At 50.3% G+C, this 24507-nt stretch carries 29 protein-coding genes and 2 pseudogenes; 18 read left to right on the forward strand and 13 right to left on the reverse strand.

Annotated elements, in window-relative coordinates:
• Positions 1 to 688 precede the first annotated feature (688 nt).
• From BQ5591_RS10130 to BQ5591_RS10205, 15 genes and pseudogenes are all read left to right on the forward strand, one after another.
• Positions 689 to 1519 (forward strand): annotated as a pseudogene (locus tag BQ5591_RS10130) (DUF4121 family protein).
• Positions 1520 to 1531: 12 nt separating this feature from the next.
• Positions 1532 to 2473: a hypothetical protein gene (locus tag BQ5591_RS10135; RefSeq protein WP_071149200.1), complete on the forward strand. Its 942-nt coding sequence runs from the start codon at positions 1532 to 1534 to the stop codon at positions 2471 to 2473.
• A gap of 80 nt (positions 2474 to 2553) precedes the next feature.
• Positions 2554 to 5556 carry an N-6 DNA methylase gene (locus BQ5591_RS10140; protein WP_071149201.1) on the forward strand — a complete coding sequence of 1001 codons (3003 nt, stop codon included), beginning with the start codon at positions 2554 to 2556 and terminating at the stop codon, positions 5554 to 5556.
• A gap of 222 nt (positions 5557 to 5778) precedes the next feature.
• Positions 5779 to 6270 (forward strand): hypothetical protein, encoded by a 492-nt coding sequence (locus tag BQ5591_RS10150; protein WP_071149203.1) that lies wholly within the window; start codon positions 5779 to 5781, stop codon positions 6268 to 6270.
• Positions 6271 to 6282: 12 nt separating this feature from the next.
• Positions 6283 to 6597, forward strand: a complete 315-nt coding sequence (locus BQ5591_RS10155; protein ID WP_071149204.1) for a hypothetical protein — start codon at positions 6283 to 6285, stop codon at positions 6595 to 6597.
• 12 nt (positions 6598 to 6609) lie between these two features.
• Positions 6610 to 6897 (forward strand): hypothetical protein, encoded by a 288-nt coding sequence (locus tag BQ5591_RS10160; RefSeq protein WP_071149205.1) that lies wholly within the window; start codon positions 6610 to 6612, stop codon positions 6895 to 6897.
• A gap of 84 nt (positions 6898 to 6981) precedes the next feature.
• Positions 6982 to 7914: a hypothetical protein gene (locus BQ5591_RS10165; RefSeq protein WP_071149206.1), complete on the forward strand. Its 933-nt coding sequence runs from the start codon at positions 6982 to 6984 to the stop codon at positions 7912 to 7914.
• 29 nt (positions 7915 to 7943) lie between these two features.
• Positions 7944 to 8432, forward strand: a complete 489-nt coding sequence (locus BQ5591_RS10170; RefSeq protein WP_071149207.1) for a DUF4313 domain-containing protein — start codon at positions 7944 to 7946, stop codon at positions 8430 to 8432.
• A 39-nt stretch (positions 8433 to 8471) separates the two neighbouring features.
• The gene (locus tag BQ5591_RS10175) at positions 8472 to 9053 is read left to right on the forward strand and encodes a hypothetical protein (protein WP_057254238.1); all 582 of its coding nucleotides are present in this window, start codon (positions 8472 to 8474) and stop codon (positions 9051 to 9053) included.
• Between the two features lie 13 nt (positions 9054 to 9066).
• Positions 9067 to 9297 (forward strand): hypothetical protein, encoded by a 231-nt coding sequence (locus tag BQ5591_RS10180; protein WP_071149208.1) that lies wholly within the window; start codon positions 9067 to 9069, stop codon positions 9295 to 9297.
• A 10-nt stretch (positions 9298 to 9307) separates the two neighbouring features.
• Entirely contained in the window at positions 9308 to 9904 is a 597-nt protein-coding gene (locus BQ5591_RS10185) for a hypothetical protein (RefSeq protein ID WP_071149209.1), read from the forward strand.
• Positions 9905 to 9915: 11 nt separating this feature from the next.
• Positions 9916 to 10125, forward strand: coding sequence for a hypothetical protein (locus tag BQ5591_RS10190; protein ID WP_071149210.1), 210 nt, complete (start codon positions 9916 to 9918; stop codon positions 10123 to 10125).
• 11 nt (positions 10126 to 10136) lie between these two features.
• Positions 10137 to 11156 (forward strand): LPD29 domain-containing protein, encoded by a 1020-nt coding sequence (locus BQ5591_RS10195; protein ID WP_071149211.1) that lies wholly within the window; start codon positions 10137 to 10139, stop codon positions 11154 to 11156.
• Between the two features lie 10 nt (positions 11157 to 11166).
• Entirely contained in the window at positions 11167 to 11874 is a 708-nt protein-coding gene (locus BQ5591_RS21595; RefSeq protein ID WP_071149212.1) for a hypothetical protein, read from the forward strand.
• 4 nt (positions 11875 to 11878) lie between these two features.
• Positions 11879 to 12592, forward strand: a complete 714-nt coding sequence (locus BQ5591_RS10205; protein ID WP_071149213.1) for a hypothetical protein — start codon at positions 11879 to 11881, stop codon at positions 12590 to 12592.
• 54 nt (positions 12593 to 12646) lie between these two features.
• On the opposite strand, the gene BQ5591_RS10210 is transcribed toward BQ5591_RS10205, so the two are convergent.
• Positions 12647 to 12991 (reverse strand): hypothetical protein, encoded by a 345-nt coding sequence (locus tag BQ5591_RS10210; RefSeq protein WP_071149214.1) that lies wholly within the window; start codon positions 12989 to 12991, stop codon positions 12647 to 12649.
• 335 nt (positions 12992 to 13326) lie between these two features.
• Between BQ5591_RS10210 and BQ5591_RS10215 the strand changes: the two genes are divergently transcribed.
• The 3 genes from BQ5591_RS10215 to BQ5591_RS10225 all read left to right on the forward strand — a co-directional run bounded on the left by BQ5591_RS10215 (position 13327) and on the right by BQ5591_RS10225 (position 15767).
• On the forward strand, positions 13327 to 13617 hold the full coding sequence (locus BQ5591_RS10215) for a DUF4120 family protein (protein WP_071149215.1): 291 nt from the start codon (positions 13327 to 13329) through the stop codon (positions 13615 to 13617).
• Positions 13618 to 13662: 45 nt separating this feature from the next.
• Positions 13663 to 14586: a DUF932 domain-containing protein gene (locus BQ5591_RS10220; protein WP_071149216.1), complete on the forward strand. Its 924-nt coding sequence runs from the start codon at positions 13663 to 13665 to the stop codon at positions 14584 to 14586.
• Between the two features lie 116 nt (positions 14587 to 14702).
• Positions 14703 to 15767, forward strand: a complete 1065-nt coding sequence (locus tag BQ5591_RS10225; protein ID WP_071149217.1) for a DUF1848 domain-containing protein — start codon at positions 14703 to 14705, stop codon at positions 15765 to 15767.
• A gap of 58 nt (positions 15768 to 15825) precedes the next feature.
• On the opposite strand, the gene BQ5591_RS10230 is transcribed toward BQ5591_RS10225, so the two are convergent.
• From BQ5591_RS10230 to BQ5591_RS10285, 12 genes and pseudogenes are all read right to left on the reverse strand, one after another.
• Entirely contained in the window at positions 15826 to 16338 is a 513-nt protein-coding gene (locus BQ5591_RS10230) for a glycoside hydrolase family protein (protein ID WP_071149218.1), read from the reverse strand.
• Positions 16339 to 16351: 13 nt separating this feature from the next.
• Positions 16352 to 16855: a DUF3872 domain-containing protein gene (locus tag BQ5591_RS10235; RefSeq protein WP_005801773.1), complete on the reverse strand. Its 504-nt coding sequence runs from the start codon at positions 16853 to 16855 to the stop codon at positions 16352 to 16354.
• A 32-nt stretch (positions 16856 to 16887) separates the two neighbouring features.
• Positions 16888 to 17766, reverse strand: a complete 879-nt coding sequence (locus tag BQ5591_RS10240) for a toprim domain-containing protein (protein ID WP_071149219.1) — start codon at positions 17764 to 17766, stop codon at positions 16888 to 16890.
• Positions 17767 to 17772: 6 nt separating this feature from the next.
• Positions 17773 to 18345, reverse strand: a complete 573-nt coding sequence (locus BQ5591_RS10245) for a conjugal transfer protein TraO (protein ID WP_071149422.1) — start codon at positions 18343 to 18345, stop codon at positions 17773 to 17775.
• 2 nt (positions 18346 to 18347) lie between these two features.
• The gene (traN, locus tag BQ5591_RS10250) at positions 18348 to 19319 is read right to left on the reverse strand and encodes a conjugative transposon protein TraN (protein ID WP_032944397.1); all 972 of its coding nucleotides are present in this window, start codon (positions 19317 to 19319) and stop codon (positions 18348 to 18350) included.
• A gap of 20 nt (positions 19320 to 19339) precedes the next feature.
• On the reverse strand, positions 19340 to 20632 hold the full coding sequence (gene traM, locus BQ5591_RS10255) for a conjugative transposon protein TraM (RefSeq protein WP_071149220.1): 1293 nt from the start codon (positions 20630 to 20632) through the stop codon (positions 19340 to 19342).
• A 4-nt stretch (positions 20633 to 20636) separates the two neighbouring features.
• Positions 20637 to 20930, reverse strand: a complete 294-nt coding sequence (locus BQ5591_RS10260; protein WP_071149221.1) for a TraL conjugative transposon family protein — start codon at positions 20928 to 20930, stop codon at positions 20637 to 20639.
• Positions 20931 to 20942: 12 nt separating this feature from the next.
• On the reverse strand, positions 20943 to 21566 hold the full coding sequence (traK, locus tag BQ5591_RS10265; protein WP_029426967.1) for a conjugative transposon protein TraK: 624 nt from the start codon (positions 21564 to 21566) through the stop codon (positions 20943 to 20945).
• Between the two features lie 20 nt (positions 21567 to 21586).
• Complete coding sequence (gene traJ, locus BQ5591_RS10270; protein ID WP_032944415.1) at positions 21587 to 22591, reverse strand: conjugative transposon protein TraJ; 1005 nt, start codon at positions 22589 to 22591, stop codon at positions 21587 to 21589.
• Positions 22592 to 22609: 18 nt separating this feature from the next.
• Positions 22610 to 23242: a DUF4141 domain-containing protein gene (locus BQ5591_RS10275; RefSeq protein ID WP_071149222.1), complete on the reverse strand. Its 633-nt coding sequence runs from the start codon at positions 23240 to 23242 to the stop codon at positions 22610 to 22612.
• Positions 23243 to 23282: 40 nt separating this feature from the next.
• Positions 23283 to 23897, reverse strand: a complete 615-nt coding sequence (locus BQ5591_RS10280; protein WP_071149223.1) for a hypothetical protein — start codon at positions 23895 to 23897, stop codon at positions 23283 to 23285.
• A gap of 33 nt (positions 23898 to 23930) precedes the next feature.
• A pseudogene (locus BQ5591_RS10285) lies at positions 23931 to 24404 on the reverse strand (TraG family conjugative transposon ATPase); the annotation flags it as partial.
• Positions 24405 to 24507 lie beyond the last annotated feature (103 nt).

Raw genomic sequence — 24507 nt, forward strand, 5'->3', positions numbered from 1 at the left:
CTTTTTAATTAGTATCTTTGGACCATTGGAGACAACAATCGGCATTCAGGTAGCCCAAGCCGAGGTGTTGTGATTTGCTTTCAAATTAGTATCTTTGAACCATAAAGAACAGCTATTGGTTGCTTTCAACACTACAAAGATACGTTGTGATTTGCTTTCAAATTAGTATCTTTGAACCATAAAGAACAGCTAGCCTATTCGCTGATACAGGTCGTACGGAGTTGTGATTTGCTTTCAAATTAGTATATTTGTTGTAATCAGGTAGGTTTTATTTGACTATCAACAGATTGGATAAAACTCGCACGAGAACGGGCAATGGATAAGAAAAAGCCGGACTGTTCCGAACCGCCATATTTCTCATGCTTTCAAATAACTCTTTATCTCACTTGCAAAGATAACATTTCTTTCTGAAAAGGCCATATAAACGGCTGCAATCTTACGGAATAAAAACATATCGGGAAAACGAGCATACCGTAGCCGAGTCCCCATAACCACAGGCAAAGGTAATTCGTGTTCTTCCCGTACAAGCAAGGCCAAGCCCTTCGGGTTCGTGGAAAAAATCATCCTCGCCCCGGAGGGCTTGCGGTATTTTTTCCCGAAGCCTTGCATGTACGGAACACGACCTTTTTAAGCCTGTAGTTATGGGAACTCCGGCCCCAGAAGCCGGACTAACAAAAAATCAAATGTTATGTTACAGGCAACAAAGAACAAGTACACGGTGGAAACACTCAAGCCACTGAACATTCTGTACGATCACAAGCACTGGCTGACACAGCAGGACGTGGATATGGCCAACGGTTATGTGGAACTGATAGAAAGGACACGCTCTGAAAAGATTCCGCAGGTCGGAGACAGACTCATCTATGTGGACAGATACGGGAAATATTACGGCAACGCCCTCATCGAGAAACGCAAAAATACGGACGGACTGATTTCCATCTGTGAAATCCCCTATGTCCCTTTTATCTGGGAAGAGTATGACGGTATAGGTTTAAGCGTCAGCGGAGGATCCTTCCATCATATTGACCCCCGCCAGTTAAAGTTCGTCAGATGGACGGAAGGGGTATTCCAAGACTGGGGCAACTGCGGTGCGTGCGCCAACGGTGCCGTCGCATTCACGGCAAGAGTGCCGTTATGGTCCTATTCCGAACCTGACCCTCTCTACGGCGATTTCACCACGGAAACATGGAGACAGTATTATCTGACAAAAAACACGGGTCCGGACGCACGCAACCTGTACCAGGGCTACGACATAGCTTTCAGGACCGAAGATGACTTCCAGCAGTTCCTGAAGGACTATGAAGGGACCGTGTTCAAGGGCAACTAGGAAAACCATATCGTTCTCTGGTGTTTCCGTCATGAGAACCAGTTCCTGCCGCAGCACGAGTGGGACAAAATAGATGTCCAGGCCGTGGAACGGCGTCTCAACTTTTATCTCGAACAGGTCAAGCTGGTCAAGGACATGGACAGCCACATCACCTACTGCTACCGAATCAAACCCGAAATTGACAATCTCTAAAATAATACAGTTATGCAGACAACAGCAACAACAGCAGCAGGCAGCCACACTGACCTGCTCACAGGAATCCTGAACGTACAAGTGAGAAACGAGGACAAGATTACAGAACAGGACAGGCAGTATTGCCAGCTCCAGCAGGACCAGCTCTACAAAACGCTTGACCGTATCGACCGATGGTATGCCATCTTCAAGGAAGAAGCGGAACGGTACCGGGAAACAAAGAACTTCAAGTATGAGGATAACGGTAAGGTCACTATACGGAATTTCCATTTCAACTACAGCGGGGAGGATGACTATACCCACAACGAATTCAAACCGTTTGACCTCATCAACGAGCTTGCGGACAACAACTGCAATGCCAACGCGAATTTTGCGAGTCGCATCATTTCCTATTTCAACAGGACCTACAATGTAGATGTCCCTGTTCCTGTAATCGACGAGAAGGCCATGCGCATGGGGTTCCGTCCGGTCTACCAGACTTACGTGGACACGGTCATCGAACACCTCGGCGGAAAAAGTTTCCGTGAGACCGCAGAGGAAGAACTGCTGGCCCGTTTTCTGAAAACGGTACAGCCTTCCCGCTGGAGCAAGGTGAAGCCCGAACTGAAAAAGGACAAGATAACTTTCCCTGACATCGTGTCCTGGGACAGCATCCATCTGGAATACCACAAGGAATATGAGTTCTCGTATGACTGCGGGAGGAAAGTGGACATTTTCTGCGAAGGTATCGCATACGGGGCGGATGACGTGATAAACGGTTCAAGCGGTATGGTCATCGGCCTTGACAGACGCGATGTGGATATAACCGAATGGTACAGCCTCACCCTGACCAATGCAGAGCAGATCAAGTTCTACAAGAACGGACGCATCGACGTGCGCTTCAAAGACAGCCGAGCCGCAGAGAACTGCTACAGGAAGCTGCGGCTGGATGAAATCACACTCAGAGAAGACTGATTCATGAAATACTTATTCAGGCACCCCGTAAGACATCCTTGCGGGGTGTCTTCGTTTCCAACCATTAAAAAAGAAAAGACATGTATGCCATCATACCCCAACAGATTCCCCAGGACAGGCGTGCCGAGGTCAACGAGAAGATTCTTTTCGCCATAGACTCCGGCAAGGACCTCGTCCCGAAGGAAAGCATCTACAACTGCTACACGGGAACCGGAGGACTGCACAGCCTCAGACAGTCGGACTTCGCCAGCTACCATGACTATGCCGAGGCCAAGAAGGAATTTGAGATGGGACAGTTCTTCACCCCGCACGACATATGCCGAAACATGATGGAAGCCCTATCCCCGACATCTACGGAAATGGTGCTTGACATGTGCTGCGGCATGGGCAACTTCTTCAACCATCTGCCCAACCTGCACAATGCCTACGGATTCGACATCGACGGCAAGGCGGTGGCCGTTGCCAGATACCTCTACCCGGAAGCCCATATCGAGAAATGCGACATACAGCTGTACAATCCCGAACAGCGTTTCGACATCATTGTCGGAAATCCGCCCTTCAACCTGAAATTTGATTACAGGCTGTCGCAGGAATTCTACATGGACAAGGCCTATGACGTGCTCAACCCTGCCGGAATCCTGATGGTCATCGTCCCTCTCTCCTTCATGCAGAACGAGTTCTGGGAAAAGACACGCGTGGCGAAAATCAACTCGAATTTCTCCTTCATCGGCCAGACCAGGCTGGAACATTCAGCCTTCTCTACGGTGGGCGTACAGAATTTCGCAACAAAAATCATGGTATTCCTCCGCCGTTCCCTCCATATTGAAATGCAGCCCTACAACGCGGAAGAGTTTGTCAGCATGGATGAGCTGAAGAAACGCATAGCCGAAGTACGGAAAATGAAACACCGGCTGCGCTTCCAACTGATGCGGGAGTCCAACCATATAGACAAGGAAGAACTGGAACAGTTCGAGTACAGGCTCGCCAAGTACATGTACGAACTGAAAACCCATGCCGTGCTGAACAGGCACATCGAAAAGGCGGAAGCACTGGTGTCCAAATTCCGCAACCAGAAACCACCGGAAGGTGCCACCAGGGAACAGATAAAGGAATGGGAACGCAAGAAGCTGACCACCGGCAAGGTTCTCGGCATCATCCGCAGGTACATCACCTCGCAGAACGTGGTGCCGCGCAAGGAAGTGGCATTGGTGAAGACATCCTACGGCTTCAAGCTGAAACAGTATGCCCCGCGTCTGCTCGACAAGGTCACGCACAAGGCCGCAGGCATCAACGACATCATACTCGGAAGGGCCGAACTCCCGATGCCGGAAACCGTCACGGAAAAGAACATGCGGCAGATCCGTGCCGCCAGAAAACTGATACGGCGCAAACAGAGGCAATATGAGACCCAGAATCTCCAGTTTGCGGAAATGCGGGAAGATGACGGTCTGAAGGAATACCTGGACCGCACCAGGTTCATCAACAAGGAAGGTGAAGTCTGCGAATTCACGGACTTGCAGAAACACGACCTGAACCTCGTGTTGCAGAAACGCTACGCCCTGCTGAACTGGCAGCAGGGTTCAGGCAAGACCGCCGCCGTCTATCACAGGGCGAAATACCTGCTCAAGTTCAGAAAGGCAAAGAACGTCATCATACTTGCCCCGGCCATCGCCACCAACATGACCTGGATACCGTTCCTTACCATAAACAAGGAACGCTTCCGTACAATACAGACCGCCGGCGACCTCGACAACGTACCGGAAGGGACATTCCTTGTCGTCTCCACCTCCATGCTCCGGAAACTGAAAAGAGGACTGATGCGTTTCGTAAAACGCACTTCCGGCAAACTGTGCCTTGTCTTCGACGAGTCGGACGAAATCACCAATCCCACATCGCAGCGTACAAGAAACATCCTGTGCATATTCAGAAGGCTCAGGTACAAGATTCTCGATACCGGAACAACCACCCGCAACAACATCGCGGAACTGTACAGCCAGTTCGAACTGCTCTACAACAATTCGGTGAACATGATATGCTGGAGCCCGCAGGTCTACCACGAAAACAGGGACCACGAGATAGAGGAAGAGAACAACCCGGATTACGGAACACCGTTCCCCGCCTTCAGGGGGCATGTCCTTTTCCGTGCCTGCCACTGTCCGGGGAAAGCCACTGTATTCGGCATCGAGAAACAGAACCAGGACGTGTACAACAAGGACGAACTCTCCGAACTTATCGGCAAGACGGTCATCACCCGCAAATTCCGTGACTTCGCGGGTGAGAAATACCGGATACGGACACATACCGTCCGCCCCTCGGAAGGAGAACACGAGGTATACCGTGTCATCATCGAGGAATTCTGCCGCATCTGCGAACTGTACTACAACAGCACGGGAGACACGAAAAAGGATGCAGGGCTGAGACTCATGAGGCAGATCAAACTGCTTATCAAGGCCTGCTCGGTACCGCACCTGATAAAGGGGTATTACGGCGACAGGTATCCCTCCAAGACCCGGTATATCGAAAGGCTTGTAAGGGAAATACCGGGCAAGGTAGCCATCGGATGTACCACGCTGGCGGCATTTGACCTGTATGAGAGCTATATCCGGGAACATTTTCCTGACAGACCTGTATATGTGGTCAAGGGAGATGTCGCCTTCAAAAAACGGCAAAGTATCGTGACGGAATTCGACTCCACCATCAACGGCATCCTGATATGCACGCAACAGAGCCTGAGCAGTTCCGTGAACATACCTACCTGCAACGACGTGATACTGGAGTCCCTGCAATGGAACATCCCCCGCATGGAACAGTTCTATTTCCGCTTCATCCGTCTCGATTCCAGAGAAATGAAGGATGTCCACTACGTCACCTACGAAGATTCGGTCGAACAGAACCTGATGGCACTGGTACTGACCAAGGAGCGTCTGAACGAATTCATCAAGACCGGGGAGGTCAAGGAACAGTCAGAAATCTTCGAGGAATTCGACATCACGATGTCCGTCATCGACAGCCTGCTCGTCCGCACGCAGGACAGTGAAGGCAAAATACATATCAGCTGGGGAAGCCAGCGCATAAGAGAATGAACATGAACCGTATGGAGAAGACCGGGAGTTCCATTCCCACCGACAAAGGTAGTCCGCGTCCCCATCGGCTGAGCAAGGTCAGGCCGCAGGCGGTTTTCGGGAAAATCATCCTCGCGGAGCTGCGGTATTTTCCCGCAAAACCCTGCACAGCCGGGACACGGCACCTTGTCAAGGTCGGTGGAATGGAATCCCCGGCATCCACATACATAAAAGACAAGTAATATGGATCTGAACAATGCAGAGATTGCCGTGACCACACAGCATCTCATGGACATAAAGGATTACAGGGACTACTGGATGCACCTGTCCGAATACAGCGACATGGGCGAGTTCCTGAGTGCCTGTTCCGACCTGTTTCCCGGGGAGGAGGAACCGGAATACCGGTATCCGAAATGGGAAAACATTCCGGACACACTGATCAGCCGTGAATGGCTCTGTCCCAACTTCTTCGAGATCAGGGATGCCCTTGAAAGGCTCGAAGAGGAAGAAACGGAGTTTTTCATAAACTGGAGCAGAAGTTACGGATATGACATCACCACGGATGACCCGCACATGATGGTATCGCACTACCATGACCTGTACGGGGACACCGTCACGGAAACGGAAGAAGACGCGGACACGGGAGAAGATGCCCTGATATACACGGGCGTATCAAGCTACTACTGCGACATGCTTCCCTTCCGGTACGAAATATTTGATGACAATTATGACTAAAAGACAAAAAATATGGAAATCAACTTCAAAGGACCTGTAATGCCTATCGACCCATACTCGCAGCTGGCATTCGTGGAGATACTGAACATACTACTGACGGCGGGACACATCGTGGACGTGAACCGCTTCCTCATAAGCAGGAACGTCAACCCGCAATTCGGCTCGCTGTCAGGCTATTTCAGATGGTCGTTCACCGGAAACCATTTCACCCTCTGGCAACGCACGGACTACAATTCAACGCTGTGTTTTAATCACAGGATACTCGATCTGCCTTTCGGTGTCCTGGCAGCGAAAGACAACGGAAAAGACATGGAAACGGCAAACTGAAAATGAAACGATATGGAAACTACGGTAAAAATACCCAACCGGGAAATCGCGCTCGCGGCATTTGACAGGCTCCGCAGGGAACAAAGGAAGGATGCCGCACTGAGGCTGGCCGGGTGTATGCTCAGAGGGACATACATATCCCTCGGCATCGGTGACACCGACTGGGAAATAGATACCGCCCTGCACCAGTGCGGCGGTGAGCCGAAGACCGGATACGGTCATACTGCACATTTCCACTTCGACGGCGAGACGGAAATGGAAACAGAGAAATATGAAAGGCTCAAGGAAGAGAACAGATGATAAGGGAGCGGCCGAAAGGTCGCTCTTCTCATTTATAAACGACATGTACGGGAAACGGAATCCTGCCGTACACAGGTAACAGAAATGGAAGAACAGGAAAGACTGACTATGGAATTCGTGAAATCGCTCATGGACAAGTCCTACACGCTGGTATGGGTGGACTACAACGACAATCTCGACAACTGCCGTGACACCATTCAGAAGTGTCTGGAAGAAAGGAGCTGTGAAAGTCTGTGGGAAAAAGTGGACGAATGGTACGGTGACGCCGAATGGGAAAGCGTCCGTGAAATCATCTCAAAGCTGAAGGATGAATGCACCGGCTTCCATGACTTCGGGGAAGAGGAAGTGGAAGAATTCTTCGAAGAACACGAAGATGAAATCAGGGAAGAAATCTATGACAGAAACGACTCTGACACACTGAAAGAACTTCTCAAAAACACGGATGACATACCAGTGCGTGTCGAGATGCTGTCCAACTACGACTGCATCAATTCCAACTGGCTGGAATCGCAGGAAGGATACCGGTACAAGGAATCCTATTTCGGGGATATGATAGACGCGCTGAACCTCAATCCTTCCAAAGTGAAAAAAATGCTGGTGGAGAAAGGCTACACGGTATATGGCCGGTTCCCCGACAAAAAATACAGGGACGGCAAGGAACAGGTATCCTATGAACAGTTCTATCAGGAACTCATCAACTCCTGCTGCGGTGCCAACCTGCTGACATATATCGGCAAGGTAAGCCTGCAGGAACTTTATGATGCCGGATTCTCGCTCAAGGAAGTCATTATTCCCAAAGGCAACTGCTGTGGCATCTTCAGCTCCATGTACGGCGGCGGAAGCCTCCTGGAAATGGAACTCAGAAAAGACGTCAGACTGAAACTGGAAGTCAGGGACTATCACGGATTCCGCTTCCGTATTGACAACGAGAGGTCAAAATATGAATGCTCCATCAAGCATGTGTACGGGGTATGCGATTCCTTCTTCGGAGAAAAGATAGGTCTTGTCGCCTCATAAATCAAGTATGGTCACTAAAAAAATCAAGTATGGAAAAGAAATATGCAATCATCCTATTCAAGGGAAAAGAATACCTGTGCGGTCACGAAGACGGCTGCCATTACGATGTGTCCTGCCCGGTGAGGACATTCACTGAAGGAGAAGACGACTTCAAAATTCAGGAATCCGGGAAAAACCGGTCTGAAAGGACATTCCGGTACCATGGAAAGGAATTCAGGCTTGTCATCGGCTTCTACCCGAACGGATGGCTGGTTCTGAGTCTGGAATCACCGGACAACGGGGAACTATACACGGTACTTACCGTCAATCTGGAAGACTCCCCGGCATTCGGGATTCCCGACCAGGCATTCATTGACATAAACAACAATCCGGAAGCGATGGAATTTCTCATAAGGAACAGCCTTGCCGAAGATACGGGATACAGACGCAAAAGCGGATGGGTGGAATATCCGATGGCCAAACTGAACCTGGCTGAACTGTACCGGTTGTCACCGGAATCGTTCGAGAACCAAGAATAAGAATCAACAACAGAAATCATTAACCAAATCATAGGAATTATGGCAAAGTACGATGTAAGAGTAAGGTACACCTTCGAGGGTACCTACAAGGTCGTGGCGGAAGACCGCGACGAGGCGGAAAGAATTGTAACGGAAGACTGCGGTCTGGTATTGGGCGGAAACATCCACACTACCTGCGATGATGACGAGGTGACAGACTGGAGATTCGGCTGTCACCCCGACATGCAGATCCTTTCTTTCAGGGAACGGGGTGGCAAAGGCAAGGTCAGATACACGTCCATGTGTTTCAGCGACAGGATTGAAGAACTGAGAAAGGACATAATCGAAGCCATCAGGGAGCTGCTTGATGCGCAGGGACTGAAAGAAATCACGTTTACCGACAACGAAGAAGACCCCGTATGGATTATCTGGTTTGACGATAATGGAGACCCATACGAGTGTTATGTTACAGGAATTGAGGTTACTGACAAGTTCATTACCGTGTTGGCAACAATAAAGGACAGTATGGAAGAGGTTTTCTGTCAGAGTCCTTTCGAACTTGGAGCCAGCAACATTGATTGGCTCAATCAAATGTACGAAGCAGTCAGGCTTCAACTTGAAAATACAAACGGGAACTCTTAAAACGAAAGACAATATGGCAACAAAAGTCAATATGGACAGACACGTCCGGGAGGGATGGACTGTCGGAGCGTTCATCAGGGAGCTGGCCCCGCAGGTGGAAATGATCATGAGCGGGCAAAGCTGGAGGGAACCTTTCAGAAACAAACAGGAACTGGCGGACTGGTGCAGGGACAACCAACCCTATTACAAGAAAAGGATTCCTGAAGTGAACAGCCATTTTGCAAAAATGTATAACCTCAAATAGAAACAACAGTATGAAATATCAAGCGGAAAATGCAGTGTCCAGCTACTTCTACTACATGTGGAATACCTGGTGCGAGGAAGAGTGCAAGACAGTCTTCAAGGAAATGTACCCACATTTTTGGGAAAAATGGAGTCTGATGACGGACAAGGGTGTATTCGGAGCCTCCGAACGGTTCTATGCGGAACTGACGGACCGCTACAGGGAAAAACTGGTGGAACGGGCCGTCAGCCTGTATGACGGCAAGGCCAGGCGCAAACACCCGGACGATTCCAAAATCAAAGTGTGCAGTGACTGCGGTTCAACAGAGATTGAGATTCAGGCATGGGTGGATGTAAACACGAACGAATACCACAGTGACGTGGACGATGACATCTGGTGTTCCCAGTGCGAGGACAATGTGGAGACCTGCTCCAAGCAATCCTTTCTGGAAAAGATGCAGGAATGGTGGAAATCCAACAATACCGATAACCTTGAATACCTGACCGGATTCAAGACATCCGATTTCCCTTCAGCCAATTCCGGGCAAACATTCTCCGAGGCCGCCGACGAATGGTGGAACGGCAAAAACTATGACGAGAAGAGGAACATATACCTGACAAACAATTAAAGACAACAGATATGGCACGGAATATCATTGACCTGATCTGCAACTCATGCAGTTGCGGCAAGGAAGAGGCACAGGAATACCTGGACGACGAGATAAGAAACCTGCAGGAACTTCAGGAGGACAACGACCTGAGAAGCGAAGACTTCGAAATCGCGTGCAGCAACCTCGGGCTTGACCTGGACTGGCAGATATATTTCATCAACCGTCTCGCGGGACTTTAACGGATACAGACATGACTTATTTTCAAAACATACACTCTCTGGCGGACCTGAAAAAGGAATACCGCCGTCTGGCAATGCTTCACCACCCGGACAAGGGTGGTGACACTGCCCTCATGCAGCAGGTGAACACCGAATTCGGAAAATTGTTCGAGGTCTGGAAAGACAAGCCCTGCGTTTCCACAGCTCCAACAGGCTACGAACACGACTTTCAGGGTGCCACCGCAAAGGAATACACCGAATATGTGTACAATGAATACCGCTGGAAAGGACACAACTATACCGGACAGTCCGCACCGGAGATCACGGAACTGGTCAGGGCATGGCTCAAGGAAACCTACCCGAGATATACCTTCTCGGTCCGCAGGGACGGATACAATTCAATCCTTATCCGGCTGATGAAAGCAGACTTCGAGGCTTTCACCAAAGAGTCAGGAAAAATACAGGGAGACATCAACCACTACAACATCCAGACATCAGACAGTCTGACCGACCGGGCCAAGGACGTGATGACAAACGTCAGGGATTTTGTGATGTCATACAATTTCGATGAAAGCGACCCCATGACCGACTATTTCCACACCAACTTCTATCTCACGCTCGGAATCGGCAGCTACAGACAGCCGTACCGGATGGAACTGCCGAAAATTACGGGAAAAGACAATCCTGAAGCTTTCAGACATCCCGAAGGAGCGGCACACAAGGCTATACGTCAGGCACTGGGCAAGGCCCGGTTCGGCTTCATCGAGAACCGAAGACATATCGGGGAAATGATACTTGGAGAGGACTTTTACGGCTCACAGGGCGAACATTATTTCTGGCCCAAGGAATATTCGAGTGCGAAGACGGCACAGAAACGCATCGGGAAACTGGAGGCAGCCGGAATGCGCTGCGAACTGACAGGCTGCAACGGCGGATACATACGCCTGCTCGGATATACCCCGGAAACGGAAAGCAATCTGGAACGGGAAAGGCAGGAATATGCCACTGCATACCGCACATGGCAATCAAGGCGGAATTTTAAAACAACTTAAATCAAAATTTATGGATACGGAAAATTTGAACAAATGGTGGTACTCGTTGCCGGAAGAAATCAGAAAAAAGCTATATGTACAGGAAAATATCAATGTATGGAAAGACCTTGACATGTCGACACGGGTTGCCATGTTCCGGTATTGCCGGATGAAAATATTCGGGATAGGGAAAAACGGGGATATGGAACGGTCGCTGCTTATCGAAACGGTATGCGGACTGGCGGATATCGCCCTCGTGAAAAGAAGCGGCATTGCGCTTGAAGATATGTGCGATGACGAAGGAAATTTTCTTGAAGAATATCAGAAGCAGTTCAACACGGTTTATGACCGTTATGAGGCGGTGCTGGCAAACATGGACTGGACGAACTGTTGTACAGACATGGAAATATCCGTCCGGGAAATAATTGAGCACCTGGAAAAAACAGGCTACAGCCGGGTGGACATTGATACGGACAGAAGAACCGCAAAGACATTCTACACCTACCGTGGCGGGCTTCATATCAACGGTACGGGAAACCTGTCATTCCATATCCTACCTCCACAGGACAGTCTCGGACTGGGACGGTTTGCAATATGCGCCACCCGGAACGGGGAAAGCTCACAGCTGGGGACAGACCAAGCCCCGTTCTTTTTCGGGCGGCTGCTTGCCTTCCTCAAAGGTGAGAGAAAAGAGAATGAGATAATAGATGAAATATCTACCGACAGAAAAACAGAATAGAAACATGAAAGCAAAAGTATTGAAATACAAGTTTGACGGCAACACCATCGTTGCCCCATACATGGAACTTGAGCCGTATGCGGAGAATGTATTCATCTCGCTGGCAAGAAAAAACGAATACGGAAACGAAAGTGAAGACAGTTTCCATATAATCTGCAAGATAGGTGATGTCCATTTTTCCTGTGGACAGTATTCACGCAGAATACTTGACAAGGAGGGGTACCGGGAAGAAGCGGCGACCTATTGCAAGAACTGGATTGAAAACACCCTGAAGGATGTAGAGGATGGAAAAATCATTCCCCTCTTGTCTGTCCATGTATTCAATGCACTCGGTCTTGACTCCACCCCTTTGGTACAGGCCCGTGAGGAATATGCAAAAAAGCAGGAAGAAAAGCGACTGGAACGGAAAAGAAAAGAAGAACTGGAAAGAAAGGAGAAAGAAACCCGATGGCAACAGTTGCTTGACGAGAACAAGCGGAAATTCCTGGACGGTGAGAAAATAACGGCAGAAATGTTTCTTGAAATTACCGGAAGGGACGGCTTTGACATCCATATCAGAACCAAAGGGACATTCAACAGGCATGTGACAGCAATCGACAGGAACGGAACCGTCAGTTTCCGAAAATACAAAGGCCGCCGTACTCCCGACTTTACCGGGTGCCATAAGGCTGTGGCAGACTATCTTGCATTTCTTGCCGGAAATGAAATCAGAAAATAAGATCCAAAGCGGTAACAGCTCTCCTATGCAACTGTTACCGCTATTATCTGAATTTTACAGCTTTCTGTTCAGTACCATCGCCAAGGGATATATAAACTGGTTATAGACCTTGAGCTTCTTCAGATCCAGCACATACCCTGCATAGGGATTGGTACAATCCGAATAGAAAAACACATCGGTAAAACCCGCATGTTCCTTTATGATTTCTCCTTCCAAGGGAATCTCGTCCACATCAAACTCCTCCAGAGGCAGTTCCTCCAGGCGGGCATGTTCCCCATTGCCCAACACATTGAGATTACGGTTGAACAGCACGTATCCCCGCTTACTGTAATCCACGCGCATACCATACGGACGCTCCACAAGGAAAGCATCCGCAGCTTTCTTTATATAATCTTCCATGATTTTTCAAATTAGGATTTGCAAAAGTACACCATTCCTTTGTCAAAGACGAACAAATCAATGGGTTTCTCACCGACATACCTGCAAGAAAATACAACGACACACAACCTGTATATTTTATTTTCCTCCCTGCAAAGATAGTCCCGTGTCCAACGTACCCGGACAAGGTCAGGCCCCTATGGGGTTGGCTGAAAGAAAATCATCCTCGCCGGTGGCTGCGGTATTTTCTTTCGCCAAACCTTGCGGGTACGGCCACGGGACAGTCAGGCAGGCGAAAAATAAAAAATACCGGCTCCCGGAGCCGGACGTGTTTAACAGATAAAATACAATGACTCATGAAAATCCTGAATGAAGAACATTTCCAGAATGTAAAGCGTTACGCCGAATCCATCGGTGACACATCACTCCAGAACTGTCTGGATAGACTGAAAAAATGGGAGGAGAATCCAGACCATCCAAGCGAAATCTCGCTCTATTATGACCATGCACCGTACTCGTTCGGCTTCACGCAACGCTATCCCGACGGAAGCATCGGCATCGTAGGCGGTCTGCTCTATCACGGAATACCGGACCGGTCTTTTGCCGTGACACTTGAACCGTTCCACGGATGGCAGATACATACCTGAAAAAAGATAGACAATCATAGTATTAACTTTATAAAATTCAAGATTATGGAAGCAATGGCAGTATTGGAAAAACAACAGCAGTTTGATTTTCAGAACAACGGAATCGAAGTAATGAACTTCGAGACTCTCCAGCGTACCTACAAAGAAAATGACATCTACGGCAAGCCTGTCCAGGGCATCTATCACTACCAGGTCCTGCAGCGTATGATGGACATCTGCGAGAAGTACAACCTCGATTACGAGGTGGAAGAAATCTTCGCGGCACAGAACAGGAACAAGACACAGCCGGGAGTAAGCATTCTCCCGCAGGTGGAACAGACACTTGGTGAAAAAGCAGTGGAAGCGCACATCCTCCGACGCATCTTCGCGACCATCCGGATCAAGGACTGGGAAACGGACGAGCTGACGACTACGCTGGTCGTCGCCTACCATCAGGACGGCATACAGGCAGCCATAGGCCCGTGCGTGAAGATATGCCATAACCAGTGTATCCTATCACCGGAAAGGAGCATCTGCAATTACGGAAAAAACAAGGTGACAACGGAAGGGGTATTCGAAACGGTGGACGGTTGGCTGGCAAACTTCGAGGTGAACATGAACGAGGACATCGCAAGGATTCAGCGGCTGAAACGCAGAATTGTCTCCCTGGAGGAAGTGTATATGTATATCGGGCTGCTGACAGCATTGCGCGTCTCCCATGACAGTTCGGACAGGAACCTGTCATCCTCCGTGGAAACCTACCCGCTGAACCAGAGCCAGATTTCCATCTTCACGGAAGAGGTGCTGAAACTGGTCCGCGAAAAGGGACAAATCACCGCTTGGGACTTGTATAACGTAGCGACTGAGATATATAAGCCGGGCAGAACGGATTTCCCGGCACTGATTCCACAGAATGGGGCAATGGCGGAACTCCTGCTTTCCCGTCTTCCAGCAGAGGTGGAAATACAGGATGCGGTTCTGGTAAGCTGAACGGCTACAGAATGAAATATTCATATTATTTTTGCCGCAAGCAAACCAATGACATATCAACAACCCGGACAGGCGTTCATAACCGACGCCTGTCTTTACTATATAATTTTAACAATATGACTTGGAAAAAAGCAAATATCATCATAGACGGCCGAAAGATGGAAGTCCCGGCTCCCGACATCATATCGGCAAGCCGCAGCACGGACATCCCGGCATTTTATGCGGACTGGTTCTTCCATCGGCTCGAAACCGGCTATTCCGTGTGGAACAACCCGTTCAACGGAAAAAAGAGCTATATCTCTTACCGGAATACAAGATTCATAGTGTTCTGGTCGAAAAATCCCAAACCTCTTCTTCCTTATCTGCCGATCCTGAAAGAAAGAGGTATCGGTTGCTATATCCAGTTCACTTTGAATGATTATGAGGAAGACGGACTGGAAACCGGTGTTCCTCCGCTGACAGAACGTATTGAAACATTCAGGACCCTTTCTGAGATATTGGGTAAAGAAGCCGTAATATGGCGGTTCGATCCGCTGATACTCACAGACAACATATCCGTGGATACTCTGATTGAAAAGATCGAACGTGTAGGAACGGAGATACACAATTGTACGGAAAAGCTGGTTTTCAGTTTTGCAGACATAGACTCGTACAGAAAGGTCAAGGCCAACATGACAGACAGCGGAATCCCGTATCATGAATGGAATAAAGAAAAAATGGAGGAACTTGCCGGAAAACTGACGGTACTGAACCGTAACAGAGGATGGAATCTGGAGCTGGCTACCTGCGGCGAAAATCTGGATTTTGGCAAATACAGGATATCCCGTAACCGCTGCATCGACGGTGACCTGATAGCACGTCTGGCATGGAAAGACAAGGAACTGATGTCTGCATTGGGAGTCACCATACAGGAAATGCCGTCTCCAGCCTTTTTCGACATGAATGACCTTCCTTACGGTGCTGTGCTTCTACCTGGCAACAAATACTTCGTCAGCAATCACAAAAAGGATCCGGGACAACGTGCCTCATGCGGATGTATGGCAGCCAAGGATATTGGGGAATACAATACCTGCCCTTATCTCTGCGAATACTGCTATGCAAATTCAAGCAAAAAATCGGCAATCATGAACTGGGAAATGCACCGGCAGAACCCTATGGCGGAAACGATAACCGGAAAGTAGAACAACAGACGAGGAAGAAACTGACAGTCAAAAGACTGAAAGATTCTTCCTCGTTTTTTTACTCTTCGAAGAGCAGCATATATTCCACCTTCCTTCTCCGTTCAATGCTCGGCACTACCTTGCCTTTGTAACACCGGAAAGAAACATACTCCTTATAGATATTCCGGTCTCCGGCCTCCAGCTTCTTCAACAATTTGCTTTTGGGCATCTTGCCGTAACCTTTCAGACGGTATGCCCCCACATTATAGCTCAAAACAGCGGCAATCAATGAATCACGTCCCAGATAACTGAACATACGGCACAGCTTGCGTAAATCCGCTCTCAGGATTGAATCCCCCTGTTCTTTTGTAATGTCATTGGTCAGCCTTTCCCCGGGAAGGACCTTATGCCCGTACCCGACATAAGGCCAGTGTCTTTTTTCTCCATGCCAGCCCTCGAACCGCTTAATGCACTCAACCGCAAGGCTGAACCTGTCCTGTTTTTCCTTTACCGGATTCTCCGCCCGCAACGGTATGCTCCCGAAGCAGATGATGGCGAAAAACGCCGCAAACAAATTTGCTTTTATTCCCATAGGCAGGTCAGGTTCATTGTGATACGATGACGACAGGCAGTTCCTTGCCGCCGGAAGTAACCACGGTATCCTCGTCCTCCGTCTCGTTGTTGAAATCAAAGGTCAGTTGGAAAAGCTGTGCCGGCTCGCTGTTATCCTCAAAATAGATGTCGATACTCTGCTGGTCTTCACACTCTGAGGTGTAATAAAGACGGAACACCTCCCTGTCCAGAGGATAACGGTCGTTGGGCAGCAGCACCATCCCGTCATCCATGCGCAGTTTGCCTTCGCCGTCCGGCTGGAAATAGCGGATGGTATAGCGGGCGTCGGAGAACCGTCCTTCCCGTTTCAGTTCACAGCGTATTTCCACGGTCTCGCCTTTCACGATACGCTTGGGTACAGGCATCGTCTCCACAGTAAAGGGATAGGACTGCTGCACATCAAGGTCATCGCTGCACGAGGTTAATATACTGAAGGTCATGCCCATCAGGGCGCATACAAGGGCAAACAGCCCTTTCTTGTTCATAATCGGTTTCATATTCATTTCTTGTTTTAACGGTTTATAAAAAATTACTGTTCAGGCGGAAAATTGCTTTCCAGATATTCGTTCAGGTCCTTGCATCCGGCATACAGGTCGGAACAGTCGTCAATCCTGTCACCGTAGCGTTTCCGAAGGACGGACAGTGTCCTTTTTCCGGCATCGTCATTGTCCAGGTAGCACCGGATCCTCCCGTAATTGTCCAGAAAAGGGAACGAACGTTCAAGCAGGGCCACCGAATTGAGGACCAGATAATCCTCACCGCGGCTGATGCCGAGTACCTTCCATGAAAGAAAGTCGATAAAGCCCTCAAAAAGGTTGCAGGTAAGCGAGCCGTTGCGGATGACGGAGATGTCCTTGGGCGGCAGGCACCATTTCATGAACCTGGTCCGCAGCTCATAGCCTCCGCCCATGTTCCTGAAGCCGACGGCGAAATACCGCTTGCCGTACAGCCGGAACCGTACTTCCTCGCACTCTGCACGGGCAATTTCCGCAGGTATGCCGCGTCCCTTCAGATAGCCGAGCAGGGCATTACAGCGCAAGGGACCGCAAACCACCTCCTCGAAGCGGGAGGGCTCCTTGCGCTTTTCTGTCCTGACACTTTCCTTTTCTCTTTTCTGTCCGGCATATTCGGGGACTGTTCCTCCATATACTCCGGCGATGAACCTCGCCTGCGCCATGAAGCCGTCGCTTCCTGAAAGTTCCCCCGCAAGGGTGAAGATGTCGCCTCCATGCCCGGTGCCGAAGTCATGCCATACGCCCTTACGGGTGTTCACATGGAACGAAGGTGTCCTTTCCTCACGGCACGGGGAGAGATACCAGCATTCGTCGCCGTGCCGTCTGACCGGCTCCTGTCCCAGACGGGACAGGAATTCCTCAATGGGAATGCCTCTGATCATCTCTATATCCATAGGCGTCTAATTGAAGATGAAACGGACTCCAAGCCCGAACTGTGTCGTGAATTTTCCCAGAGAACTGCCCCATAGCGCACGTTCGCGCACATGGGCAAGCAGCACGATACGGTCAGTCACATAGCTTTCCAGCTCCAGCGTCAGGGCTCCGCCATAGACAAATGCATCACGGTAGGAAAGCATGGAACCGTCATACAGAACCTTTTCTCCCCAGTTCAACGTCTCATATCCCACCAGGGCAGAACCGCCGACAGAAAGGAAGAATATCTTCGCCGGGTCGGACAGGAACTTTAGGTAATAGCCGCCCTCGGCAGTAAACTGGGCCCGTGGAACGAAGGTCCCGCGATAGCCGTAGTTCTTCAGCAGATATTCCACGCCAGCCACCCAATGGTTGGCCCTTTTCGTATATCCCGACACGGCAAAGCCCGTGTACCAGTCAACCGGTGATTTCAGGTTTCCGGCAAAGCCTCCCCTGAGTTCCACACCCTTCATTCCGGGAAGGTAACGCTGGGCGTATGCCTGCCCCGATGACAGGGCAAGCGATACGCATACGGCAAAAAGAAACAGATACTTCTTCATGGTCATTTCACTTTAAGTTCATTGATCACCCTCGCTCTCACGATGTCCTCACTCTCCACGGTGAAGGTCTGATGACGGCCTCCGCTCTTCTCGTGCATCTCCACCACCAGCATCTTGTCGGCGGGAATGGTGAACTTGTCAAAGACAAAGACAGTACGCTCATCCTTCTTTCCGGCGACAGCCGTGGCATAGTTGTAGGCACGCAGTGGAAATATCACCTGCTCTTGGATGGCCGTGCGCTTGAGTACCTTCTTGTCTACGATCTTGAACGTCACGAAATCCACCTCATAAGGCACGTTCGACGTGTTCTTCACCTGGGTATGGAAATAAAGCAGCCCGTTATGGGTATAGAGTCCGCGCAGCAGGTACTGGATGCCGAACGCCTTGCTCCCGATATGCTTGATATGACGTCTGTTATCCTTGTGGATGGCCTTGGATATAAGGTGTACCAGCTTGGGCGACTCGCTGCCGAGTTCCTTCAGGTAGATGTCAAGGGCATTGTTCGGGCGGTTCACCTCGCTGCCGTCATGAACAAAATCGGCCATCTCGATGTTGAGCAGCAGAGGCTCATCGGCATACTTCACATTGAAGGTGTAGAAACTTCCGCTTTCGGTAATCACCGACATGTTGGTCTCCTCACGGAAGTTCTTTCTGGTAGCCTTTACCCTGATTACATTCTCTGAACCGTCCGCCTTGCCCGCAATCAGATTCGGAGAACCGAGATCCACGTAACGGACAGCCGAGGGAAAGATGATATGGGTCGTCTTGTCATACGTCACTTCCAGACCGTAAGGCGGAATCATCCGATCAAAGGTGAGCTTTCTGGACAGCCCGTGATAGAGGTCGCCGTCCTCCTGCTGCGGATAGATATCCGCCTTCAGGGTCAAATCATTTACGGCCGTGGTATCAGCCGACTGTGCATGTGCACTTGCAACGCCGCCTGCGAGGGCAAGCATCAAAAGAATCTTTTTCATGTCTTTACTGTTTTAATGGGTTATTGATTGTTGTTCTGATAAAGCATCAGTCCGTAGCCTGATTTGAGGTGTACCTTCTCCTCGCGCATCTTTTTGGAGATGTACTGCGACACGCCTTGTATGGCCCCTCGTCCAAGCTCGGAGAGAAGCTGGTCACCTGCCGACTGGTTGGTGATGGAGATGGTCGTGCCGAGATTCTGTCCCATGTTGGCGGCCACTTCCCTTACCGCATTCGCTTCCGTCGAACCGGGAATGAATATCCCGTCCTGTCCGTCACTGTCCAGCACGGTCAGTTCCACGGGAATGACATTGCCGTCATATTCGACCTGCAGGATTTCAATGCCAAGCCGCTCGCCCTGGATACGTCCCTCACCGGTCAGCAGGGTATTGCGGGGAAGCACATATCTTCCCACACGCATGGCCTCCAGCAGCCTGAGACGCACGCTTTGTCCGCTGATAATGGTCTGGTCGCCATGCACGCAGGCCCGTATGGTATTCCTCGCCATCTGTGTCCCGGCACTGCCCACAGCCGTATGGAAGCCGATATCAGCACCGGAAAGCAGTCTCGCGAACTGTACCGAATCGGTAAGAGGCTGAGGAAGGGACGACACGACCGGAGAGGACACCAGCCCGACGGGAACGGCTTTCGCCTTCCTCTCCCTTGAGGGACTTTCCGTCTCCTGACTGTCCGCTGTTCCCGTGCTGCCGCCCGAAGGCATATATTTGGCGGCAAGTTCATAGGACTTCTCCAGCAGAGCCACCTGTTCCTCGTAGCTCGGTCCGGCCGTCTGCGCTGCGGCAGCCTGTCTGAGCTGTTCCACCTCTGCTTTCAGGGCTTCCTTTTCCGGGTCTTCCTCAGGACTCTCGTAAAAACTACCGAGAGTGGCGTTGATGTCGTTGTAAGCCGAGGCTGAAGAGGCGAAGGCTCCCGTCCTGCCGTTTCCTCCTGAATGGTACGCACGGCTTTCATTTTCACTTGCAATGTCCTGCGCCGGTTCTGTTTCCGGGACATTATCCTGTCTGTGTCCATCGGTCAGGGCGGAGAAGTCGGCCAGCGTACGCTTCTTCTCCTCCTGCCGGCGAATCATGTCTGCCTGCTCATAGGCAGCCATCTTGTCCGCCTCTATACCCGTACCTTTCGGATCGGGAAGTTCGGCATTGAAGCCCGTCTTCCTTTCCGCCTCCTGCCTGTCTTTTTCGGACGGGGCGAAAATTAACCACATGCACCCGAGGAACAGCAGGAACATGCCTGTGAAAACCAGATATTTCCTGATTTTCTGCTTCTGTTTCAATTTTTCTGCATCTGTACTCATAATCTTACTTGTTGAACTGGTTAAAAAACTCTTCCATCTCACGGACTTTCATATCGGAGAGGGTATCCGCAGGCACAAAGTCGGGAACCTCAAGCGGGGTTATCCTGATGATGTCCTGCCGGGCATCCTCCCGTCCGATGTCATAAATCGCACGGAAAATCATGTAGAAATTCACCAGCGCGAAAAGGGAAACCATCACGATGATGGCGATTGCCCTCTGACGGGGTGTGAGTCTGTCACAAAGGCCGCGCAGCCTGCCCCCGATACATTCCTTGAACTTTACATACATTTTTCTCATACATACATTGTTTTATCTGTCATACATTCTGATATCCCTGTTCTCCAGTACATGGAACCCTTCCAGGATGAACCCGTGCGGATTGTTGTCACTGCGGGTGGAATTCCGCAACCTGCCATGCGTGACAAGGCTGCGTTCCGTCACGCTCTTCTCACGGATGATGAAAAGGCGTGCGTATGTCATGACATCATACGGATAGGTGTTGAAGTCGCATTTCACGCTGTCTATCTCGATACGCTGGCTGACATTGCCCGAAATTATTCTATTGTAATAACCCTGTTCGGCCAGATCCCCGTAATGGGAATAGGCGGAACGGTCACTCAGGAACATGGCACGCTGCACGTTCCCCTCGATGGCACTCTTGTCAGGGGCCAGCGTGAAGAACAGCTCATGGAAACGTCTGACATGTTCCCTTGCCTCTACGGGACGGTTCTGCTCCAGGTCCTGCGAGAGGGCGAGCATGAGCGACTTCCCCTCATCCAGCACATAGATCTTCTGGCGCTGGGCTTCGGCAAAACTGTATGCCTTCCACACGGAATAGCCCACAAGCAGGGTGCAGACACCCAGATAGACTATTCCGAACAGGCGCAGATGCCGGAAGCTGGTCTCGATATTTTTCAATGATTTGAATTCCATTCTTATTCGTTTTATGATTGTTACTTGATTAGTCTTCCGGCCACATTTCCTACAGTAGCACCTGCGGCACCGCCCACAATGGAGCCTGTCTTGGAAGCAGCCTGATTCACGTTCTTGCCGTAATTTCCTGCACCTCCACCGGCTTGAACAATCCAGTTGGCCACGGTCGGAATCGTGAAATACCCGATGATGCCGATAATCAGGAACGTGATGTACACGGCATTGGAACTGTCCGGAATGAAGTTGGGGTCGGACAGCTGCTCGATGTCCCTCTGAAGCATCAGGGTCTGTATGCGTGCCAGCACGCTGCTGAAAAGATCAGAGACGGGCAGCCACAGATAGATGCTGATATAGCGGACAAACCATTGGCTCAGCGAGGCCTGAAAGCCGTCCCAGCACGAAATGGCAAAGGAAATCGGTCCGAGAATGGAAAGGACAATCAGGAAGAATGTCCTTAGCGTGTCCACTACAAGCGCGGCCGCATTGAACATCAGTTCCAGCAGCTCACGGAAAAAATTCTGCACGGACTTCTTCATGTTGTACATGGCACGGTCCACATACATACCGCAAGCCTCGATAGCGTCCAGAGCTCCCAGTTCATCCAGTTTGTTGTCAAAAGCCTCCTTGTCCACCAGGTAGGCCGTCTCGGGATTCCTCCGCATCGCCTCAATCTCCAGCTTGTCCTTCTGCTGCCGATACTCATTCATGTCAAAGGTCTGCGTCTCCAGAATCCTGTGCGTTCCGGTCACGACGGGTGACAAAATGCTGTTGAGCGTACCCAGCACGATGGTCGGAAAAAACATGATGCAGATACCCAGAGCAAACGGACGCAGCAAAGGGAACACGTCAATAGGTTCGGCCCTGGCCAGTGACTGCCAGACACGATACGCCACATAAAAGAGGGCTCCCAATCCGGCAAGGCCCTTGGCCACGCCGGTCATCTGCGAACAGAGCGGCATCATGTCCGTATACAGACTTTGCAGGATCTGGTGCAGATTGTCAAAATTCACAGCCAACAATACCATAAGCAATCCTCCTTGAAATTACCAGTAGCGTTCGTTGGGTGAACCGTACAGAGCCATCACACGGTCAAGATCATTCTGTTTCTTGGCACGCAGGTACGACACGCCGATGTTCTTGTTGGTATAGTACTGCACCAGACTACGGTATTGCAGCATGTCGGTATAACAGCGGTCGATGATGTCCATACGTTCCTTGTCGTTCATCGAAAGGCCGTTCTCGTTGACCACCGTCTTCAGGTCCGTCAGCAGATTGGCACTCTCCTCCAGCAGCTTCGTGTAGCCGAGGGCGATGGCACTCAGTTCCTCAGGGGTGAAATAAGGGTCACTGAGCATACGCTCATAACTGGTCACATAGATTTCCGTGATGTCGCCGACCATCAGGATGGTCTGCTGTACCTTGCGGGCATCGCGTACCAGATTCTTGACTTTCCTAAGACCGTCATAATACTCCTTGCCCTGCTGGTAAATCTTTACCGTTTCTTGGAAATTCTTGACCATGTTGCTTGCCGTCGAGGACGTATGGACGATGTTCTTGGCGGCATTGATGATGCCCTGGGCAAGATTCCCGGGGTCGGTCACTACCCATTGGGCGTGTGCCCTGCCTGCCGAAAGGAGGCAGATACAGCATAAGGCTGTCATAATTCTTTTCTTCATGTCGTTAATCTTTAATGGTTGATAAATCTTTTCCGTTAGTTCAGAGTCCCATCTTGCGGCCTTTCGGCTTCGGACGGACAGTGATGTGCGGTTTCCTCCGCAGTGTTGTTTCCGAAGAGACCGTGCGGGCAGGCCTGATATTCCTGAAGAACTCGTCCGCATAGGGACGTCTGCCGGTCATCCTGACAAATCGGGCGTCCAGTTCCCGGTAAGCCTTCTCCGCCTGTTTCCGTATCACATCCTCCGGACTGCTCCTGTCAATGCCGTATTTCACGAGAAAATCCGGGCGGATATGTATCGGGTCATGTACGGAACCCGGCGAGGCGGCAATACTGCCCAGCCTCTCCAGTTCCCCGTTCAACTTGTCGAGGTATTCAGCCGGAGGACGGGGACACACACTTTCAAAAATCTTCTCCACCGCATGTGTCAGTCTTGCATCCACCTCCAGAATGTCGGGTACTTCCCCCGTCTGCCTCTTCCGCAGGTATTCGTCAGGAGCCATCCCTTCAAGCTGATGGAACAGACGGTAATCCTCCGTGAGTCCGTAATACTCCTGTATGGAAAGAGGAATATTCCAGCCCTGCATCAGGGACCAGTAGAAGGATGACACGACCTCACGGCGTTTGCTTTCATTAGATTCCAGATCGCTATACATAAATTCAGAAGTTTAATTGGTTGATAAATGATTTCACTTTTTCCTCTTGCTCTCGGCCAGCTGCTTGATTGCCAGCTCGATATTGCCACCCAGCTTCCGGGTAAGCCGCATCATTTCAAGCTTTTCCGTCTCCTCGGTCGTATAGGTGTAGTACTCTTCCGGTGAGACCTCGGTGGCATAGACCGCCGACTGTGTTCCGCCGAGACCTATCCACACTTCCTTGTACTTGCGGGACGGGCTGTTGGCCATGTTGATGGAGAGAATCTGGGCACGTTCCTTGTCGGTCAGACCCAGCAGGGACTGGATTTCATCGAACTTGTTGACATACTTCCTCTGGTCCAACAAAATCTTGCAGTCGCTGTTGTTGATGATGGTTCCCTTGACGATGGGTGACGAAATGATGTCTTCCACCTCCTGGGTAACGACAACAGCCTCTCCGAAAAACTTTCGGACGGTCTTGAAAAGGTACTTCAGATATTCCGCCATACCTTCCTTGCTGATGGCTTTGCCGGGTAGGTCAGGGGCATTACTGCCCCTTTCCCCCCTCAGAACCGTACATGAAAGTTTCCAATCATACGGCTCAAGCAGTGTTAAATTTCTATTTAATAGA

This window comes from Bacteroides ndongoniae, from assembly GCF_900108345.1.
Classification (GTDB): Bacteria; Bacteroidota; Bacteroidia; order Bacteroidales; family Bacteroidaceae; genus Bacteroides; species Bacteroides ndongoniae.

Bases quoted from the DNA above. Each gene is read 5' to 3' on its own strand.
- BQ5591_RS10150 (WP_071149203.1), top strand. From the start codon at position 5,779: ATGGATCTGAACAATGCAGAGATTGCCGTGACCACACAGCATCTCATG.
- traK (WP_029426967.1), bottom strand. From the start codon at position 21,566: ATGGAATTCAAATCATTGAAAAATATCGAGACCAGCTTCCGGCATCTG.
- BQ5591_RS10280 (WP_071149223.1), bottom strand. From the start codon at position 23,897: ATGTATAGCGATCTGGAATCTAATGAAAGCAAACGCCGTGAGGTCGTG.
- BQ5591_RS10210 (WP_071149214.1), bottom strand. From the start codon at position 12,991: ATGGAAGATTATATAAAGAAAGCTGCGGATGCTTTCCTTGTGGAGCGT.
- BQ5591_RS10140 (WP_071149201.1), top strand. From the start codon at position 2,554: ATGTATGCCATCATACCCCAACAGATTCCCCAGGACAGGCGTGCCGAG.
- BQ5591_RS21595 (WP_071149212.1), top strand. From the start codon at position 11,167: ATGGATACGGAAAATTTGAACAAATGGTGGTACTCGTTGCCGGAAGAA.
- BQ5591_RS10165 (WP_071149206.1), top strand. From the start codon at position 6,982: ATGGAAGAACAGGAAAGACTGACTATGGAATTCGTGAAATCGCTCATG.
- BQ5591_RS10170 (WP_071149207.1), top strand. From the start codon at position 7,944: ATGGAAAAGAAATATGCAATCATCCTATTCAAGGGAAAAGAATACCTG.
- BQ5591_RS10175 (WP_057254238.1), top strand. From the start codon at position 8,472: ATGGCAAAGTACGATGTAAGAGTAAGGTACACCTTCGAGGGTACCTAC.
- BQ5591_RS10190 (WP_071149210.1), top strand. From the start codon at position 9,916: ATGGCACGGAATATCATTGACCTGATCTGCAACTCATGCAGTTGCGGC.
- BQ5591_RS10245 (WP_071149422.1), bottom strand. From the start codon at position 18,345: ATGAAGAAGTATCTGTTTCTTTTTGCCGTATGCGTATCGCTTGCCCTG.
- traN (WP_032944397.1), bottom strand. From the start codon at position 19,319: ATGAAAAAGATTCTTTTGATGCTTGCCCTCGCAGGCGGCGTTGCAAGT.
- BQ5591_RS10260 (WP_071149221.1), bottom strand. From the start codon at position 20,930: ATGAGAAAAATGTATGTAAAGTTCAAGGAATGTATCGGGGGCAGGCTG.
- BQ5591_RS10180 (WP_071149208.1), top strand. From the start codon at position 9,067: ATGGCAACAAAAGTCAATATGGACAGACACGTCCGGGAGGGATGGACT.
- traJ (WP_032944415.1), bottom strand. From the start codon at position 22,591: ATGGTATTGTTGGCTGTGAATTTTGACAATCTGCACCAGATCCTGCAA.
- BQ5591_RS10195 (WP_071149211.1), top strand. From the start codon at position 10,137: ATGACTTATTTTCAAAACATACACTCTCTGGCGGACCTGAAAAAGGAA.
- BQ5591_RS10240 (WP_071149219.1), bottom strand. From the start codon at position 17,766: ATGGATATAGAGATGATCAGAGGCATTCCCATTGAGGAATTCCTGTCC.
- BQ5591_RS10155 (WP_071149204.1), top strand. From the start codon at position 6,283: ATGGAAATCAACTTCAAAGGACCTGTAATGCCTATCGACCCATACTCG.
- BQ5591_RS10135 (WP_071149200.1), top strand. From the start codon at position 1,532: ATGCAGACAACAGCAACAACAGCAGCAGGCAGCCACACTGACCTGCTC.
- BQ5591_RS10215 (WP_071149215.1), top strand. From the start codon at position 13,327: ATGAAAATCCTGAATGAAGAACATTTCCAGAATGTAAAGCGTTACGCC.
- BQ5591_RS10275 (WP_071149222.1), bottom strand. From the start codon at position 23,242: ATGAAGAAAAGAATTATGACAGCCTTATGCTGTATCTGCCTCCTTTCG.
- BQ5591_RS10205 (WP_071149213.1), top strand. From the start codon at position 11,879: ATGAAAGCAAAAGTATTGAAATACAAGTTTGACGGCAACACCATCGTT.
- BQ5591_RS10230 (WP_071149218.1), bottom strand. From the start codon at position 16,338: ATGGGAATAAAAGCAAATTTGTTTGCGGCGTTTTTCGCCATCATCTGC.
- BQ5591_RS10220 (WP_071149216.1), top strand. From the start codon at position 13,663: ATGGAAGCAATGGCAGTATTGGAAAAACAACAGCAGTTTGATTTTCAG.
- BQ5591_RS10160 (WP_071149205.1), top strand. From the start codon at position 6,610: ATGGAAACTACGGTAAAAATACCCAACCGGGAAATCGCGCTCGCGGCA.
- traM (WP_071149220.1), bottom strand. From the start codon at position 20,632: ATGAGTACAGATGCAGAAAAATTGAAACAGAAGCAGAAAATCAGGAAA.
- BQ5591_RS10225 (WP_071149217.1), top strand. From the start codon at position 14,703: ATGACTTGGAAAAAAGCAAATATCATCATAGACGGCCGAAAGATGGAA.
- BQ5591_RS10185 (WP_071149209.1), top strand. From the start codon at position 9,308: ATGAAATATCAAGCGGAAAATGCAGTGTCCAGCTACTTCTACTACATG.
- BQ5591_RS10235 (WP_005801773.1), bottom strand. From the start codon at position 16,855: ATGAAACCGATTATGAACAAGAAAGGGCTGTTTGCCCTTGTATGCGCC.